General features: G+C 45.9%; 12 protein-coding genes. 3 read left to right on the top strand and 9 right to left on the bottom strand.

The genetic code is table 11. From position 1 onward, the window contains the following. The first annotated feature begins 7 nt into the window (after positions 1–7). The gene (locus H8K32_RS14410; RefSeq protein ID WP_186913234.1) at positions 8–652 is read left to right on the top strand and encodes a hypothetical protein; all 645 of its coding nucleotides are present in this window, start codon (positions 8–10) and stop codon (positions 650–652) included. A gap of 28 nt (positions 653–680) precedes the next feature. Here H8K32_RS14410 and H8K32_RS14405 read toward each other — a convergent pair whose 3' ends face one another. The 3 genes from H8K32_RS14405 to murB form a co-directional block, all read right to left on the bottom strand. Next, positions 681–1,988, bottom strand: a complete 1,308-nt coding sequence (locus H8K32_RS14405; RefSeq protein ID WP_186913233.1) for a putative bifunctional diguanylate cyclase/phosphodiesterase — start codon at positions 1,986–1,988, stop codon at positions 681–683. Further along, on the bottom strand, positions 1,985–3,676 hold the full coding sequence (locus tag H8K32_RS14400) for an HD-GYP domain-containing protein (protein ID WP_222613121.1): 1,692 nt from the start codon (positions 3,674–3,676) through the stop codon (positions 1,985–1,987). Before H8K32_RS14400 ends, H8K32_RS14405 begins: the two co-directional genes overlap by 4 nt. Before the next feature lie 519 nt (positions 3,677–4,195). Then, a complete protein-coding gene (gene murB, locus H8K32_RS14395) occupies positions 4,196–5,224 on the bottom strand; it encodes a UDP-N-acetylmuramate dehydrogenase (RefSeq protein ID WP_186913231.1) in 1,029 nt (342 codons plus the stop codon). Between the two features lie 86 nt (positions 5,225–5,310). Here murB and H8K32_RS14390 point away from each other — a divergent pair, with 86 nt between their 5' ends. Together H8K32_RS14390 and H8K32_RS14385 are read left to right on the top strand one after the other, a co-directional pair. After that, positions 5,311–5,802, top strand: a complete 492-nt coding sequence (locus H8K32_RS14390) for a YajQ family cyclic di-GMP-binding protein (protein ID WP_186913230.1) — start codon at positions 5,311–5,313, stop codon at positions 5,800–5,802. A 117-nt stretch (positions 5,803–5,919) separates the two neighbouring features. After that, positions 5,920–6,549, top strand: coding sequence for a retropepsin-like aspartic protease family protein (locus H8K32_RS14385; RefSeq protein ID WP_246447367.1), 630 nt, complete (start codon positions 5,920–5,922; stop codon positions 6,547–6,549). Between the two features lie 167 nt (positions 6,550–6,716). On the opposite strand, the gene aroG is transcribed toward H8K32_RS14385, so the two are convergent. From aroG to bcsP, 6 genes are all read right to left on the bottom strand, one after another. After that, the gene (gene aroG, locus H8K32_RS14380) at positions 6,717–7,781 is read right to left on the bottom strand and encodes a 3-deoxy-7-phosphoheptulonate synthase AroG (protein WP_186913229.1); all 1,065 of its coding nucleotides are present in this window, start codon (positions 7,779–7,781) and stop codon (positions 6,717–6,719) included. A gap of 340 nt (positions 7,782–8,121) precedes the next feature. After that, complete coding sequence (locus tag H8K32_RS14375) at positions 8,122–8,523, bottom strand: tetratricopeptide repeat protein (RefSeq protein ID WP_222613120.1); 402 nt, start codon at positions 8,521–8,523, stop codon at positions 8,122–8,124. A 32-nt stretch (positions 8,524–8,555) separates the two neighbouring features. Continuing rightward, positions 8,556–12,875, bottom strand: coding sequence for a cellulose biosynthesis protein BcsC (locus H8K32_RS14370; RefSeq protein ID WP_186913227.1), 4,320 nt, complete (start codon positions 12,873–12,875; stop codon positions 8,556–8,558). 171 nt (positions 12,876–13,046) lie between these two features. Continuing rightward, complete coding sequence (bcsA, locus tag H8K32_RS20730) at positions 13,047–17,582, bottom strand: UDP-forming cellulose synthase catalytic subunit (RefSeq protein WP_186913226.1); 4,536 nt, start codon at positions 17,580–17,582, stop codon at positions 13,047–13,049. Beyond that, a complete protein-coding gene (bcsQ, locus tag H8K32_RS14360) occupies positions 17,582–18,349 on the bottom strand; it encodes a cellulose biosynthesis protein BcsQ (RefSeq protein WP_186913225.1) in 768 nt (255 codons plus the stop codon). Before bcsQ ends, bcsA begins: the two co-directional genes overlap by 1 nt. After that, positions 18,346–18,915, bottom strand: a complete 570-nt coding sequence (gene bcsP / locus H8K32_RS14355) for a cellulose biosynthesis protein BcsP (protein ID WP_186913224.1) — start codon at positions 18,913–18,915, stop codon at positions 18,346–18,348. Before bcsP ends, bcsQ begins: the two co-directional genes overlap by 4 nt. Positions 18,916–18,945 lie beyond the last annotated feature (30 nt).

The raw sequence follows: 18,945 nt of genomic DNA, 5'->3' as shown, positions 1-18,945 counted from the left end.
GGAGCGCATGTCGAGTTCACCTGCCAGTATACCGGCACTGCTTGTCTTACCCTTCGTTGGTTTGCTTTGCGCGCTCGTCCTGACACAATCCACGTATGCAAAAACTGTCTATCATTGCGGCAGCTCGTATCAAGACAAACCTTGTGGCAATTCCGACAAAGAACAAAAAGCGCCGATTGCAAATAAGACGCCTACCAAAGAAAATGCAGACAAGCCCGAAATTGATGCACAGTGCAAACAGCGAGGTGAGGACGCTAAGAGAATTATCTGGATGCGAGGCGCTGGCGCAACACAAGACCGGTTATTAGTCGATGCTGAGGGAGACTACCGCAAACAACTCATCAAAGATATTTATGCACAACAAGGAAACGCCTCTGACGTCAGAGCGGCGATAGAAAAAGAATGCATGAGCGCAAAAGAAAAAGATGCTGGAAAAACTGCCAATGCACCGACACCGGATGCCAAAGCAAACAGTGCAAGTCATGCTGAAAAAAACATCTCTTCAACCGATGCTGTCTGCAAACAGCTCATCGACTTTGTAGCAGGGATAAACAGCGTAAAACTCAACGATACAACTGGTACCACAACGGCTATCGTTCGCCAGCAAAAACAACAACTCGAATTACAAATAAAGAATCTGCACTGCCGCTAGCAATAGCAATAGCAATAGCAATAGCAAATTATGCAGTATGTATCCGATGAAATTCTGCGCACCATATTAACAATTGTTCGGCGGGCATAGGCTTGGCAAAATAAAACCCCTGAATCTGTTCGCACCCCATGTCTTTGAGCAAATTCAACGTTTTCTCGTCTTCGACACCTTCAGCGACGACAGGTAAGCCAAAATTATGTGCGAGATCAATAATGCTCTTCACAATTTGTCGGTCTTGCAGAGACTCGATCATCCCTTGTACAAACAATTTATCGATTTTTAATTCATCAATAGGAAAACGGCGTAAATACGCAAACGATGAATAACCAGTACCAAAATCGTCAATCGATAAATGAAAACCCAAGCGTTTTAATTCGCATAAGACTTCAGTCGTTTGAGCGACATCCTGAATCAATGCGCTTTCAGTAAGTTCCAGACCTATCCTCGATGGATGGGTAAGCCAGATATTCATCTTATGCGCCAACGTCGCAGTCAAATGCGCTTGCGCTAATAGCCTGGCGGATAGATTAATCCAAATGAGTACATCCAGACCGGCGGCCTGCCATTGCGACGATTCGCGTAAGACAATATTGATCACCTGTAATGTAAGTGCTTCCACCAGACCGCAACGTTCAACGGTTTCAATCAAAACATTTACTGGAATATATTCGGGATGATCGGAAGGGCAACGCACCAATGCTTCGACCGAATGAATACGCATGGTACTTAAGTCAACTTTAGGCTGATAGACGACGTTTAAACCATTCGCCTCAATGACCTCAGCGACTAATTTAGGTAGGTTTTCAGGTAGCAAGTTGGTCTGAACATTACCGCTGGCAAAGCTGAACTTTTGATGTTCGTTTAATGCCTTTTTTTGGGCGTTATCAGCAATCCGCAACATTGTCAGCGCATTCGCATCCTGGATCGGCGTACATACGACACCAATGCAAGGGCTAAAATAGACATTGCCTCCATCCACAGGAATGGGTGCCTCAAGTATCGCCAACAACCTGTGCGCAGCAAGTAGCGCAAGCGCGGGTACCGATAAGTCTGGCAACATTACCCACAACTCATTCGGACTCACAAACACCATGCTGTCCCTGGAACGCAATATAGGTTTGAAACGCGACCACAAACTTTCTTGCAATTGGCGCGCTTGCTTGTCAGAGAGTAGCGCTGCAATTCTGTCACTACGCTGCAAATTCACAACCATCAAACCAAGTACCTGATTTTCGGCCGCAAGCGACATTTCTACTTGTAATTTCTCGGCGAATTCACCGCAAGAACTAAGGCAATGCGGATCACCTTTAACAGAACCATAGAGTTGGTTATTCATGATTTAGCCACGTAAAAACTGCGGCTATCGATGCCATACGCACCATCGGGTAAACCGCGTAAGATCCGGATCGGTTCGGCATCTGGTGATTGGTGCATCAGATTTAATACCCAAGGATGTACCAATGCTTCTTTGTCCGCATTGGTGAGCACCAGAATTTGCGGCTCCAGACGCCGCAATTTATTGTGTTCCAACACAATTGCCGCTTCCCCTGTGGAGAGCTCTATCATACTACCGATAGGAAAAATGCCTATCGCCTGAACAAACTCCTCGACCAGCGGCGCATGCAATTCCAACTCAGCCTGTTTAAATAATTCTTTCATGGCATCAAATGCTGAACGTGTCGAATCGTACGCACGCACCGAAGTCATCGCAGCAAAACTATCGACGATAGCAGCCATACGGCCATAGATACTAATTTCCTCTGCTTTTAAACCCTGAGGATAGCCGGTACCGTCTAAACGCTCATGATGTTGACTAATGCCCAAATAAACGTTATGTGACAGTGGCCCATTTTGTTGTAATTTATGAAGACTGGTTGCGACGTGCTGACAAACAATCAAACGTTCTTCATCATCAAGCTTGGCCGGTTTTTTCAAAATTTCTTCCGGCATACTTAACTTACCAACGTCCATCAACAAACCTATCATGCCCAGTTCATTAAGCTGCTGTCTCGCAAAACCTAAATGTCGCCCTAAAGTCATCATATACACAGCCACTTTCAAGCCATGCGCATAAGTTTCTACGTCCTCACTCTGCATACGTATCAACCACATTAAAGCGGACGGATTGGCAATGACACTCTCCGTCAACAACTGCACAGCGGGCCGTACCTGATCTAGTTCCAGCTCCCTTCCATCATGAATGTCATCGGACATTTTCGCTAAGAATTCCTGCGTTCTGCTGACAGCTACCGAGGCATGTTTAATTTCTTCCTGCATCGGCGCCCGGTCTTTATAGATCACCAGATTTAGCGTTGAAGGAATGAATTCCGGATGCTTTTTCCGTGCAATAAATTGCTTTTGTTCACGTGTACTTTGGTAAGGTTTCGCCGCTTTCCACTTGATAACCCACCCTTGTATTCGCTCATAGAAATCGAGTGGTGCGTAGATCACATCCCGCGGGTACAGTTCCTCGATGAATTGGCTAAAAGAAGCGGTTGATGGCGGCACTAATTGCGCAGTGCGTTCAGCCATACTCACATCTTGCGCCGCAGTAGTAACACTGGCATAGCGCAAATAATAAGGAACGGGTTGGATAAAATTTTGCCTTGAATTGCTAGAATTTTCTTGAAAAACCTTGCTCTTCTTGCGTGCGGAAGGCGCATCCTCGACACCGGTAAAGGCTTGCCATATTTGTTTTACGCCATTGGTAACAACACCTAAACTATAGCGTTCATCGATTTTCGCGGGCGGCGCTGAATAACTAACCCGGACAGTCGTTTGCTGCTCTATCGCAGGTTCATCGTCTTCGGGCGGAAGGTGAACACTGTCCCATGGCAAATGCAATAAGGCAGTTGGGTCACTACGACTTGGATCTATCGTCAATTCACGTACCATACTTTGCAAAGTCTGGCAGTCAAGCAGCTCTGTCAATAAAAAACCTTGCAGCAGAAACGATGTTTTTTCCCATGGCCGATCTAACTCGACCACGAACATGCCAACGCGCAGATCGCTAATACTGATCAATAACGCATCCCGTAATTTTCTTTTTTTGCGTATCAAGATAAATGAATGACGTTTTATGCAGACTTCAATTTAATGCTTTTATCGCTAGTCTACGTAGTTACGAATAATAAAATTTTACGCGCATCGTAAAAATATTTTTGGGGACATGCACAGAAAGAAGCAATTTGACGCAAACACCCATTTATTATCGCATCAGTTACCGATTAATTAAGTTCTTTTGACATTCGTTTACATGCAAATTTGTTGTCAATTGTTACATAGCAAAAAACTTAAAAAGTTTATCCTCCCCTTACTTGGCTCACAGCTTATTAAAAAGCTATTATAGACAATGATAAAGCAGGGACAACCCGCTACCAATATCTTGCGTCCATTAAAAATGACCTCATATACTCCCCATCAGTATTATTTCAAGGTCTATATTTAATATTGCGAATTCGTTGAAAAATGGCTCTAAAGGTGGGAGTATATTTATTTCCCCAAAAGATATTCATCATGCTATTCGGTATAGGAAAGCACTCTTTAATAAAAATTCGGCTCGATTTCTAACTCGACACCAAATTTTTTCAGAACATCAGATTGAACTGTCTGTGCCAATAGCTTTACCTCAGCACCAGTGGCATGTCCACGATTGACCAGCACTAAGGCCTGCTTTTCGTAGACCCCCGCGGCGCCCAAACTACGCCCCTTCCAGCCAGTTTGTTCAATCAACCAACCTGCTGCGAGCTTGAAGTCACCTGAGGGCTGAAGATAGCTGACCAGATCAGGATATTGTGCGAGCAAAGCGTGACGAATTGAGGCCGACACGACAGGGTTCTTAAAAAAACTGCCTGCATTACCAATCAATTGTGGATCAGGCAACTTAGCTTGACGTATAGCAATAATTGCTTGACTAATCTGCAATGCATTCGCTTGTTGAATTTGAGCCTGCTCCAGCCATTTCATCACATCAGCATAAGCAAGTCGGGGATGCCACATTTTTGGAAGTGCAAACGTGACATTTAATATCACCATACGATCACGCAAGCTTTGCTTAAAAATGCTATCCCGATAGGAAAACAAACAAGCCGCTTTGTCCAAAGTGACCACTTCACCAGTAGCAAAATCAAATGCTTCCAGACTGTGAAAAACGTCCTGAATTTCGACCCCATATGCACCGATATTTTGGATAGGCGCAGCACCTACAGTGCCGGGAATCAATGACAAGTTTTCTAACCCTGGCCACCCTTGTGCCAGCGTCCACTGAACGAATTCATGCCAATTTTCTCCCGCAGCAGCAGTCACATAATAAAAATCCGCATCATCAGAAGTCAACTTCTTACCTTGCAGGCACATATGCAAGACCAACGCATCTATCTGATCAGATAGAACCAGATTACTGCCACCACCAAGAATTAAACGTGGCAACTGCGACAAGGAAGGATCATTGCGCACCGCCTGCAATTGCGCCAGTTCAATCACTGGTAAAAACAATTTTGCCTGCGCTGCAATACCAAAAGTATTGAGCTTTTGCAGAGAAACATCGCGAGAAAGGGTATTAATAGTCGTCATAAGTCGCAAATTATAGCTGCTAGGCTTTGTAAGCGTCCCGCATTTGATAAAATGCGCTATATTTATTTTTTCACCAAGGAAGCACTATGCCCTCATTTGATACCGTCTCTGAAGCAAACATGGAAGAAGTAAAGAATGCGGTAACGCAATCGAATAAAGTCATCACCAACCGCTTCGACCTCAAAGGCACCAGCGCCAAGATCGAGCTCAAGGACAAAGAGCGCGAAATCGTCGTTTTTGGCGACTCCGATTTTCACTTAGACCAGATTATCGTCGAACTGACCCAGACACTGGGTAAGCGCAAAGTTGACGTGCGTTTTCTCGACATGGGCAAAGTGGAAAAAATTGGCGGCGACAAAGTCAAACAGGTTATCAAAGTCAAAAACGGCATTGAAACTGAAGACGCAAAGAAAATTGTCAAAGCAATCAAAGATAGCAAAATGAAAGTCCAGGCCAGCATTCAAGGCGATGCAGTGCGCGTACAAGGCGCAAAGCGCGATGATTTGCAAGCGGCAATGGCTTTATTACGTAAAGAAATCAAAGATCTGCCACTGGAATTTAATAATTTCCGTGATTAATTAGTCTTATATTCAAAGCTGCTGGATAGATGCTGCGTCGATTTTTTGCAAAATCGACAAATCCGTTGTTCCTATCTGGCAGCCTGCTTCTTGTACCCCATCCATAAAAGGCTTGCCATGAAACGCATTGTTACGCTGGCTTTAATGGGGTTTAGCACATACGCAGCAGCAACTGATGTCGGGGTAGTTGGCTTATTTCCCGGCAAAGCGATTCTTGTCGTCGATGGCGCGCCACCGAAAACTTATAGCGTCGGCAGCATAATCAGCAGCGATACTAAGCTGGTCGACGTTGACCACGATACCGCCACCATTGTCAGTAATGGCAAACGTTCTGTGCTCGCAATGGGTCAGGCCGTTGCGCGTACATCCCCTGGCAAGAGCAATCAAGTTGTATTGCAAGCGGGTGATCAAGGACATTTTATTGCCAACGTTAGCATCAATGGCGTGAGTATCAGGATGATGGTCGATACCGGTGCCAGTCTCGTCACCTTACCTGCTAGCGACGCAGTACGTCTGGGCATTCATTACACGAATGGCACACACGGTAGAATGAACACGGCTGGCGGTGTGGTCAACGCTTACGGCGTGAAACTTGATAGCATCAAGATTGGTGATATCGAACTTTATCAAGTCGATGCCGCCGTCCTTGACTCCGGCTTAAGCATCCCCTTATTGGGTATGTCCTTTTTAAACCGCATGGAAATGCGCCGCGAAGGGGATCAAATGACCCTGAGCAAACGCTTTTGATCCAGACTGCAGAATATACGCGCTAACAAAAATGCCCCTCATAATTCTGTTCCAGCAGCACAAAAAGTGCAGTCAGGAACAAAATCAAGGGTGGGGCTTTTCTCTGTTTCTATATCCGGTCAGAAATCAATCTGGCTCAGCTATTTTTTCTAAGACAAATTTTCTATTTACACCGCAGATTGCACGAGACGGCGTTGTTTAACTGCGTTCGCCAATCCTTCCAGCACAGCGACGCTAGAATCCCAATCGATGCAACCATCGGTCACTGACTGACCGTAGACCAATTCTTTACCTGGTACCAGATCCTGACGTCCCGCGACCAGATGCGACTCGATCATCACGCCAACTATTCGCGTATCGCCAGCAGCAATTTGATTACCAATATCTGCGCAAACTGGGATTTGATTGGCAGGGTTTTTCGAACTATTTGCGTGTGATGCATCAATCATTAAGCGCGAAGCCAGACCTGCATTAGCGATATCTTTGCAAGCTGCATCGACACTGGCAGCATCATAATTCGGTGTTTTACCGCCACGCAAAATGATGTGGCAATCTTCATTGCCATTGGTGGAAACAATCGCAGAATGGCCGCCTTTGGTGACCGATAAAAAGTGATGTGGTTGCGACGAGGCTTTGATCGCATCGACGGCAATTTTGACGTTACCATCAGTGCCATTTTTAAATCCCACCGGGCAGGATAAGCCAGACGCCAACTCACGATGAACTTGGGACTCTGTGGTGCGCGCGCCGATCGCGCCCCAGCTAATTAGATCAGCGATGTATTGCGGGCTGATCACATCCAGGTATTCGGTTCCGGCAGGCAAGCCAAGTTCGTTAATATTGAGCAGCAGTTCACGAGCGATACGCAGGCCGTCGTTAATCCGGAAACTATTGTCCATATAAGGATCATTGATCAAGCCTTTCCAGCCAACGGTGGTGCGTGGTTTCTCGAAATAAACACGCATAACGATTTCTAATTCGCCTGCGAAACGCCCGCGCTCAGCAGCGAGTTTGCGTGCATATTCCATTGCTGCTTGTGTATCGTGGATGGAACAAGGTCCGATGACGACCATCAATCTGTCGTCTTGTCCGTGCAGAATTCTATGCAATGCGGTGCGGGCATTAGCGGCAGTTTCAGAGGCCTTTTCGGAACAGGCAAACTCACGAATCAAATGTGAGGGTGGAACCAATTCCTTCATTTCACGAATACGTAAATCATCGGTGCGCTGCATGTTTTCTCCCGTTTTTCTCAATACTAGGTAACTACTATTTAAATGCTATGTGAATACTAAATGAATACTAAATTCTAAAATTTCTGGCAAAAAAAAACCGCCACAGCTGGCGGTTTTTACGAATTCTGGTTGGGCTCTTTTTCTTTGCGCGCTTACCTTCTTCCGACCGCCTGAGGCTGGGAATAGCTAAAGTAAAAAAAGAAAAAGAAGTGTGTCATTTTCATGAAATTAGGTGCTTGAATGAAAAGCCTGTATTAAATTCTGATAAAACCTGAAAAGTCAGACTTTGATATTGCATCAAAATTTTGCAATTAGCAAGCCTAAAAATCAAAAACCTCGATTATTTTTTCCAAAGTGGCGGCGGCTCTGGTGGAATATCACTATCCGGATAGACATTCATCACCGGATTGCTTTTTTCTGACACTTTGATTTGGGGTGCATTGCGCGCAACCCAACGGCGCATTTCTTGCAAATTGACCACGATATCTGCCCTACCCGGCCCCAGACGTACCGCACGCTCAAGCAAAGCCAGGGCTTTTTCATAATCGCCCTGAGCCGCAACCGCCACTGCCTGATTATTGATCGCAGACGGATCAAACGGATTTACTTTAGCTGCTTCGGCAAATTTTTTGCTCGCTTCTGCATTATCGCCTTGCGAAAGTTGAATCCTGCCTTCTGCCTGTAAATCTGCTGCAAATGAAGCAGTCTGAGCAAAGAAAGCGAGTGGTAACATGGCTACCATGAATAAACGTCTCAAAATTTTACCCATTTGCATTAATTTCCCATGTAATACGGCTTAGGTGCCACTGGTGGGAACGACACCGGACCGCGCTTAGGCTCAAAGGTATAACGTAAGTACACCAGGGCAGATGCATCTGTGAAATCACCTGAGTTATCAACCGACATGCGTCCACCCAGCGCAAAATGCGGCGATAGCAAGTATTCTGCCGCACCAGCTAATTTATATTGAATACCTGTATGTGTTTGCCCAGCATATGTCGTATTGATGCTGACTTTTGGATTCGCCGCAGCAAATAACTCTAAAGAAGTCTGATCAGCACTGACCAGCGGGTAATACGGTGCAGCATCGACGCGGAACGATTGTACGCCTATCGCAGCGCCAAGCTGATACGACAATTTGCCGCTACGGCCACTTACTTCAACTGGCAGGTTCAATGCGTAATAAGATTGTGGGCTAAAGTAGCCACCATTTCCGTAGGTAAAGTTTTGCAGATTTTTCTTATAGAACATGGTGGTCAAATTGAGTCCCACCGTGACACTGGTATTTTTGGTTTTATAGACGCGCCAGTAGGCACCACCGCCGAAATCCAATGCCGTATTTTTGACGACATTGGTTCCCAATAATTCTGCAAAACCAAGACCCCCGTAGACACCGCCATCATCCTCGTTGTAGGCAGCGTCAACCCGCAAGCCGTTCTTGGTCACACCACCCCAGCTTAATCCATAGATGCTATCACGTGCCCCGGCATAAGAGAGGTAGCTATCAGTAACGGAACGGCGTGCCAGTTCAACGCTGAATTTCATGTCATCAACCTGATTGCTCCAACGAATTCCACCAACAACATTCTTGATCGGAAAACCAATAGGACTCGATCCAATATCGACTTTAAAGCCAGAGAGTTCGTAACTCAGACTAAGCGCAACACCTTTCGCGACTTGATCAATCGATGCTGCATTAGACAAGCCTTGTTGTCGCGCAATCGTTGTGAACGGGACATTGGCGAATTGCGCCTGCTGACTCAAAATCACATTTTTACCAAACAAGCCGCCGCTATTCGGATCATTCAAGTTTAAGACGCCTGGATCTACCGTCACCGGAATGATTTTCAAACCAGATTGCCCGTAACCCAAGGTTGAGACATGCGCTTCAATGGGTATTTCCAGGTCTTTAAGTTGTGACAAGCCGCTTTGCCCACTGCGGGCACGTGCAGACAAGCCTACTGTCACTTCTGAACGGTTTAACTCATTAAGCGAATCAATCTCTCTCATCAGCGCCTCTTCTTCAGGGCTGACTGCCGGTCCACCCTTAGAAGACGTCGGCATTGAACTTGTTGAAGCAATAGCGCTCGAACGACCATTCATTGCAGCAGTTGTATAGGTATTCTGAGCGGGACTTTGCGTCGCAGCTTTAGCAACTGTATTGCTATTGAACGTCGTATTTTGACTTGTGGGCGAAATCTTCACCGGAACAGGCACCTGCACAGCAGCAGGCTGTGTTGAAGGTAAGCTCGGTACGCTTTTAAGGACAGGAGCAGGGTTCACCGGAACTACCGGGGCCGTTGATATGCCGACACTTGCAGGTGCCATACTGGTAACGGGAGCAGTTGCTGCAGCGCCGACAGCAGCGGCAGGAATTGTTACCTTCAATGCCGACGGAGCGGAAGTTGTATACTGCGATGGTAGTTGCGGCACTTCTTTTAATGCAGGACCAGCGACCGTCTTAGTCACTACTGCTTCAGTTTTGCGTTCGGCAAACGGATTGACTTTAAAATCGCCAACGTTGACAACAGGTGCTACCGGATCGACTAAACGCAGACCACCAGCACCACTTTTTCCATCACCGGCCAATGGTCTCTGCGCTTGCTCCATTGCCAGCGCTTTTTTGAAGTAGCCTAGTGCTTTACCATTTTGTCCTTGCGCTCTGGCCACATTACCCGCTAAAGCGATAAAGCGTGGATTATCTGGTTGCAGATGCATCAACTTATCAAGATTTTCTTCAGCGCCTTTGAAATCTTTGACCTGTATCGCTGCAAACACCAGTCCTTGTAAAACCTCAGGGTTATCTGGTTCGGTTTTCAGCACCTTGACATACAATTCTTTTGCTGAGTCAGTATCACCAGACGACGAGTAAATGCGAGCAAGAGCCAATAGCAACAGATTGTCGTCTGGATTTTCGATCAGCATTGGCTGAATGTAGGTATAGGCACTAGCGTAATCTCCGGCTTCACGGGCACGGTCTGAGTAGCGCATCGCCAGGGCTTTTTGCAGCTGTTTGAATGCCGCAACCTCATCTTCATTCAGCTTCGGCATACTTGCAACCCGCCGCATAACAGCCTCTAATTCGGCCTCTTGATTAGCTTGCATCAGGGTTGTTGCGTATTCCAACAACAAGCTCGCGGATGGCTTTGGCGTGTCTTGCACCGCCTGACGTATCATCGCGTAGCCGCGCTCGGTATCGCCCAGCTTGATATATAAGGCGGCAACGGTGCCAACAAATTCCGGATCTTTATCAGCGGCAGCGTTGATTTCCCCTAAAATTTCCCTGACCTGCTCGGTCTTGCCGCGCTTATTCAACAAATCGATACGGTCAAGCTGAACACGTATCCACAACCTTTTTTGCAGCGTGAACATTTCTGGTCTGCGCGCATTGGGCGGAATACGCTCCAATGTTGCCAAGCCTTCCCACCACAATTGTTGTAACTGACTGAGCAAGGCACTTACGTACAAGGCCTCGGCTTCCGGTTTATCAACATTGGTCAGCACATCAAGCAAGGCTTGTGCTTGACCGGGCATATTCCGCTTCAAATAAATCTTAGCCAGAGCCATGCGTAACCAGGCATCTTCAGGCTTGATCAAAATCGCATCTTCCAGTGCCATTTGCGCACCGTTAATGTCGCCTGCTGCCTCTAGTTGCTTGGCTTTTTCAACTAATTGCGATGATTTCAAATTGGCCAAAATCGCCAATTGTCGCGGTAACATGTACGGAGTCAACGCTTCCATATCAGCAAGCCGTTTTTGTACATCATAAATTCCGACCAAGCCGTCCAAGGCGCGCATATTGGTTTTGTCGGCGTTAAAAACGCGCTTGTAGTTTTCCTCTGCACCGACCATATCGTTATCAGCTTTGAGTGCATCAGCTAACTGCAAAATACCTGATGGTTCTTTACTGTTGAGCGCGATGGCTTTACGTAACAAGGCAATGCCCTTTGCGCTATCGTCATCTTCAAATGCACTACGAGCCTCTTCGATGATCGCCCAATAGTTTGCACCGTCATACGCTTGCTTCCAGTTGCCCCTGCCGCTACTTGAAGATAATTTCAAGGCTTTTTCTAGATACTTACGTGACTCGACAAATTCTTCCTGACGCATTTTTACCAGGCCCATACCACCATAGCCAACGGGGTCTTTAGGGTGAGTCTTAATCAGTGTCGTGAATTCTTTTTCCGCCGTTGGGACATCGTTGTCGTCTAAGGCAGCAAAACCAGCTGACTGGCCTTTGACAAATGCTGTGTCGACCTTAGGCTTATTTGGCGCACGGCGACTTTCCACTGCCTCTATTTTGGGTACCTTGCCGATGTTGGCAAGTTTAGTCTGTATCATTTTATCGTCAGGATGTTTTTCCAGATAAGCACGGTAGTATTTACTATCGCTTTGTGCCACTCCCATCCAACTTAATGCCTGACGCCAGGCTTCATTCGCCTGTTTAGATACTTCCGGTTTATTACTGAGGTTTTCTAGCAATCCTATGCCTTCATGACGATATGCATCACGATAGGTCAAGGTTTGGGCATAGGCCAGCGCATATTTCAAATTTGTCGGATTCTCTTTGACCAACTTTGCCTGACCAGATTTAGCCTCGTTGTAACCATTCAAGGTACCCGCCAATACCTGATAATATTCGAGCGCAGCATCTCCCTTCAGACGGGACGGATCGCCGAGCAAACGAAAGCTGTCTGCAGCTGCATCAACATCGCCTTGCCGCGCTAATTTACGAGCATCTTCCAGTTGCACCTTGGGATTCACTGCTCCGCGACGTATTGCCTCGTCAACTGGACGAATTTGCGCCTGGGTCGCCTTTAGCTGTTTGAGTTTTTCCAGATAGGTTTTTGCTTGTTCAGGGTGACCGCTACGCGCCTCATACATACCGAGCGCAACCAGCGCATCGATATTATCCGGGTCAACTTTAAGCAATTTGCCCCAGGCATCGGCCGCATTGTCATCACGGCCGCGCTGTTCCCAGAATTGGGCTTGCTCAATTAATTTTTGTTGCAGAGGAGAGTTCGCAAAAGCCACATCGAATTCGAAGTACATCGCCAAAAGCGCTAGTACCATCGCTTTTCTTTTGAAAACCATTCATTTCCCCTGTTAAATCCCTGTTAAATACTTGACAGACCGCGTGATGCCGCATTCTCAGACATCATAAAACTCTTAAAGGTTTTTTGACATTCTAACCAATCAGACCGCAACAAAGCGGCCTGATTGGTTATTTTTTTACATTCACTTATGTACTGCGAATGACATTAGTTATTCATTGCCGTCATTGACGTGCAGGCGATTTGCCGCTTTTCTTCTCAAATAACGGAATAACATCGTTGCTACAATGAGTGACGCCAGCATCAGGAAAATAATCAACACAATCGGGCGAGTTGAAAGACTCCATTTAATCATAGTCCAGAGTGGAAGATGTCCAGAGTAATAAGTGTCACCTACCAGAGCATTGACTATTTTATCTCCTTTAATCAGTACCAAATCCCCCTGAAATTTACTACGTAAATCTGCCTTATTCAATCCGCTCACCACATCAAGTAGGCTCTCGGCATTACCGCCGGTGACTACAATTACTGAGTGTCCAGATGATAAAGGAGACTCAAACTGCATCATCGCTCCAAAAGCGTTCCCGGTTTTTGCTAACATTTCTCCGGAACGACGCTCGACATCATCCAGATCCTTGCCTGCCCATCTTGCCAATACGCGCAAAAAACCACGTGGGATTTGCAAATGATTGCCAGTATCGTCCATGCTCATAGGCATATATTTTGACCACTGTTTCAATAAAGGCTGATCACCATTCGTTGCAATCAACAACAAGTCTTTATCACTGTGTTTGTCAACATCAACGCTACGTATCACCGTACTATTCGTCACCGGGTATCCGGTAGACTCGCCCATACGTCCCATCATATTTAGGAAAACTTGAACTTCCTCGTTACTTGGACGATCAGGCATCACTACGGCTGAAGCAGATAAGTCTGCAAATTTTGTGAATGGGAATCCCGCATTAGCGACATAGGCGAGATTAGGAAAGGTCGCATAATGCGGCATATCCGAAAAATCAATGGTCGAATCCGGGTCAATCGCAGAGCGGACATTATCCAGATAAACGTCCTTACATTGTCCTTGCTTTGGGTAATCGTAAAAGAACTGGAATTGCAATTGATTTTCGGCACCAATTTTAAACAAAGGTACTTGAATTTCTTCTTGCGCAAAGCGATGGCCCTCTTTGAAAAATAACATCACTGATTCTTTGATCTTACCTTTTTCTGTTTCGGCACCGGACAGCGGCAAAGAACGAACAAAGCCATTGTTAATACCGACATTGAGAGTTGATTTATCTATCGTTGGTCGCGGTGTAAAGCGATAACGCAAATCGATAGGTACGCCGTCACGCTGCCAGGTGAACAGATCTGGAGCAACCCGCATATTCAAGCGGATGACATCCGGGTTCATTCCACTCACCTGCAAATCATCGACGGATAAGACTTCACCAAATTTTACCGGGCGATTGGTTGGGAACCAATTCGGTGCATCGTAGGCAGCGCGTAATTCAGGCTCCTTGAAGTCTTTAATCAACGCACTCGGTCCAGATAATACTGATTGCCCCAAAGTTAAAGCCTGAGCCGCAATTTTCAGTTCGGAATTATCACGCCCCAAAACCAGTAACAATTTATATTTAGGATTGGCGGGATTAGCAACGACCATTAATGTTGGGCCATTGATCGTTGGAATTTGTATACCCGCAGGCACTTCTTTACTAGTAGCAAATACGATCGCATGTGCTTTCGGCAGACCTTCTGTCGATACTGGGAAACGCGCGCCACGATACGAGGCAAGGTGACCAAACCATGAGGCGACAACACCCGCATTGCGCAACATGTCTAAGGAAGCTTGTTGTGGCAGAACGAAAGGTAAATCCAATAATTTAGAGTCACGCCGATCAAAGAATGGTGCTGGCAACAATGCCAAGTCATTGGCTAGATCCAGAGAATTCACGGTGAGTTCGAGATAGCTGGTGTTGCTGATTTGCGCCCACAAGCTGGAATGATATGGGTCTTCGCAGTCTCTGGTGTAGTGACCAATCAATTTGAATTTAAGTTGATTGAAGTCAGCGAAAAAACGTGGATCAATCGTATCTTCACGAACGATACCCTTCGATGTTTCTCTTGGTAGAGGAACGGCACTTACTAACTCATTATTGACCAACACTTTGAGGTGCGACAACTCAGGTAATAAGGCGGGAGAATAGGCAACACCATATTTTACTTTCGCTGAAGTAATGACCTCGTCGCTGCGAACCGTAAACGGGAAGCTACGTTCTCCTTCTATGCCACGCAACTCAATTGCATCGCCAGGCAACATTTGTTTTAAGGTAATCGTGTAGACCTTTTGATTGCTTGAAGGTGCAGCCGCAGGAATAGCAGTTGTAGATGGGCCCGCTGGATCATCGCTAGTCTGCTCTTCGGCTGGCTTGCTGTGTTTTGACTTAGCATAAACATTGTCATGCATCGTCAATGACAAACCAGCAGCAATCGCTAATACCAAAGTCGTTTTAGCGGCGCGTTTCCAAGGTAGTTTGGTTTTATTTTTTTTCACAATGTCAGCTTCAGTATGTGTATTCATATTTTCAGATCTTTTTTCCCAGTATTGCTTTAGTCCTTCGCCAAATCTGACGAATCCCTGTACGCTATGAAAAGCAATTTCCTTTAACCCATTCAACGGATGATCAATATTACGATCATCCGACCAATTCAACCAGACATCAGCCCGCCCAACCGTACAACTAATTAAATCTTTTTGTTGTTGCAAATCCAATTCTAAAAACTGCACACTCAGCACGTTTTTCTTCACGAAGATCACTTTAGAGGGAAACAGGCATTCTCCATTTGTTCCGTATAACGAAACCAGAAGTAAATCATCCTTTTGCATGGCAAAACCATCTGGGACTTTCAGGGACATTCCCCCCATAGAAAAATCTTCGGTTTGACAGACGATAGAGTGGCCATTCGATAAGCGCAAGGTAGCGTTTAAGATAGCCCTCACCCTATGCGTTCTGCGCACCTGTTTTGTCTCCGTTGCCACAGCTAATGTAGCGCCTAAAATTACCAGGTTATAAATGGTCCACAACATGTTCAGAATTACGGTATCGAGCTCAAAAGTATTCCACCATAATGCCCGTCCAATGCCGATCAGAAATCCAAGGACATTTAAAGTCAGCATGACCAGATATGGTTTAGAGATCACCCAGTCGAAGTGTTCCTCCTGAACCAAACCACCTTTTGCCGTCACATTGAACGTACCTAATTTAGGGTTAATCAAGGCGACCAGAGTCGGTCGGAAAATATACCAGGCCAATGTAGCTTCATACACTTCAGCCCAAAATGAATGCCGGTGTTGGCCTTGGATACGGGAGTTAGTTAAGTTGGCGTGCAATAAATGAGGCAATGAATAGGCTGCAATGGACAGTGCCGAAGCCTTAATAATGTGAACTTCAAAAAATAGGTAAGAGATGGGTGCCAGCAAAAAGACCATGCGTGGCAAACCGTAGAAAAAGTGGAGCATCGCATTGCTGTAACAAAGGCGCTGCCCGAACTTCAAACCTCTGCCAAATAAAGGATTATCAATCCTAAAAATCTGTGCCATACCCCTGGCCCAACGGATTCGCTGCCCTACGTGAGCGGACAAACTTTCGGTTGCCAGTCCAGCCGCCTGAGGTAAAGCCAAATACGCTGTGTTATAGCCGCGTCTTTGCATTTTGAGGGCTGTATGCGCATCTTCAGTCACGGTTTCTACGGCAATACCCCCGATTTCCTCAAGATAACTACGTCTCAAAATCGCGCATGAACCACAAAAAAAAGTTGCATTCCAAAGGTCATTGCCATCCTGGATCAGACCATAAAAGAGTTCCCCTTCGTTCGGCACGTTTCGGAAAGTTTGCAGATTTCGCTCAAATGGGTCTGGCGACAGAAAATGATGGGGGGTCTGTATCATTGCCAGCTTTGGGTCAACTAAAAACCAGCCCATGGTGTATTGCAAAAATGACCGCGTCGGCATGTGATCACAATCGAAAATTGCAACGTATTCGCCATCTGTTCTTTTGAGAGCGGCATTGATGTTGCCGGCTTTTGCATGTTTATTGTCGGCACGGGTATAACATTTCACGCCTATACTCTCAGCAAATGCTGCAAATTCAGGCCGTCTACCGTCATCCAAAATAATAATGTTTAGTTTATCCCGCGGCCAATCAATACCCATTGCCGCCATCACGGTTGGTTTAACGACACTTAAGTCTTCGTTATACGTCGGAATAAACAAATCAACAGTAGGCCAGGTTGACGTATCCGCTGGCATCATGATTGGCTTACGCTTTAACGGCCATGCCGTTTGCAAATAGCCTAATAACAAAACCACCCATGCATACACTTCTGCCATGACAAGTACCAAGGCAAAAAATAAGTCCAATGGATTTTCACTGCTTATTGTGTAGGTGATACGCCAATAGATGTAGCGACTGGTCGCGCTGACGGAAAACATCACCATGATTAATGAGATCAGGGTTCCGGTATAGCGCCGTAGATAAAGTGCCGTTGAAAAAATAATAGTGGAAAAAAAAGCCTGTAGCGGCAACTCCATAGGAACGCTAATCGCAGCCCAATACAGTAAGGATGCAGCAATTAAAGCCAGTGCACGAGGCACCTTGTGCTCCCACCCTGGCCAGTTGACCATCGATAAGCCAAGCTCATTGAGGCGACCATACAAATAACGAGAATTAAGTATCGAGCGCATTAATCGACCAATCCAAAATTTTTCTGCAACCAAGTCGTCAGGTATTGCATATCCTGAGTGGCAGAACTATGTTGAGCGTAGTAAGAAACTGGCGTCTGGCAAGCGAGCGCTTCACTAACAGCCTCATCACGATGAATGGCCGTAGGCACGAAGCGTTCACCCAGATTTGAACGCAACATCCCAAATACATCACGACACAGTTGTTTAGAGGCATCCATTTGATTCAGCACATAGCAGTAACCTAGAAAATCCTTGCGCCCCTTTGTATAGAACTGAATCAGGGATTCAATGGATGGGATTGTAGAATACGAAGCGGCATCTGGCTTGAGCACAACCAAACCAATATTGGCCACTTTCAATACTTGTTGCAGATAAATACTAGGACCAGGTGGTGTATCAATTAAAACCACGTCGATTTCATTCAGACCAAGGCTGTTGAGGTGTGATAGTAACCAATTCGGTTCAGTCTTGATTGTGTGTTCGAATTTATCCCGCTGTTTTTCGTCAACTGAGCCATACGGCAAAAAATCGACGCCAAAACTACTTTCATGCAAGGCATTTCGCCACTGCCCTTGTGGCAGGTTATAGGTAGCAATCCCGGCAGCATCGTTATGAGGCATGCCAAAATGCAATCTCAGCGCATTTTGCGGGTCTAAATCCAAAACGGTAATTACTGCACCGAGGCGAGCTAAGGAAGCTGCCAGATTGGCGGTCACTGTTGTTTTACCAACGCCGCCTTTGGGAGAAATAACTGCAACAACCCTCATGGTCTGAATATTTTTTTGAAAAATGAATTGACTGGCGCTTCGACTTTTTGTGGTTGTTGATCTTGATTGAGTAAACGCTTAAAAACTTCCGACACTGAATGTGATTTTGAAGAGAGTGGAATAGCACTTACTGAAGCTGATATTGACGCTGTTGTTGATGCTGTTGTTGATGCTGATCCAACAGGACGAGAAGAAAATAAGGAATTCACTTTATTCTCTACAGGTGGTGTAACTACTTTGGTCGCAAAAAGAGATTGTTTGATCTCAAAAAAATCATTGGCGGCAGGAGCAACCGGTGGTGTTGAGTTCAATGCCGCTCCATTGACTTTAGGCGTAGCAACTTGTGACAACAGCGATTCTGCAGTGGCATCAGGAGGAGCCATGATGGCAACTCCAGCCTCTTCGAATTCGTGGCTCAAGTCCTGGGGTGCTTCATTCACACGCACATCACGCAGGAGAGGCCAACGTTGTTTTGCCTGTTCACTATCAATATCACGATTAATTTCCTGATACGAATTCGTTGTTTGTCCAAATTTTTGAAAAAGATTTTTAACATCATCATTCATAATTTTCACCATCCTTGTTTAATTTCCAAG

The organism is Cognatundibacterium jejuense, assembly GCF_014284255.1.
Lineage (GTDB): Bacteria > Pseudomonadota > Gammaproteobacteria > Burkholderiales > Burkholderiaceae_D > Undibacterium > Undibacterium jejuense.
The sequence above is the reverse complement of the archived record's forward strand: the minus strand, read 5'-3'. Positions and strand labels throughout refer to the sequence as shown.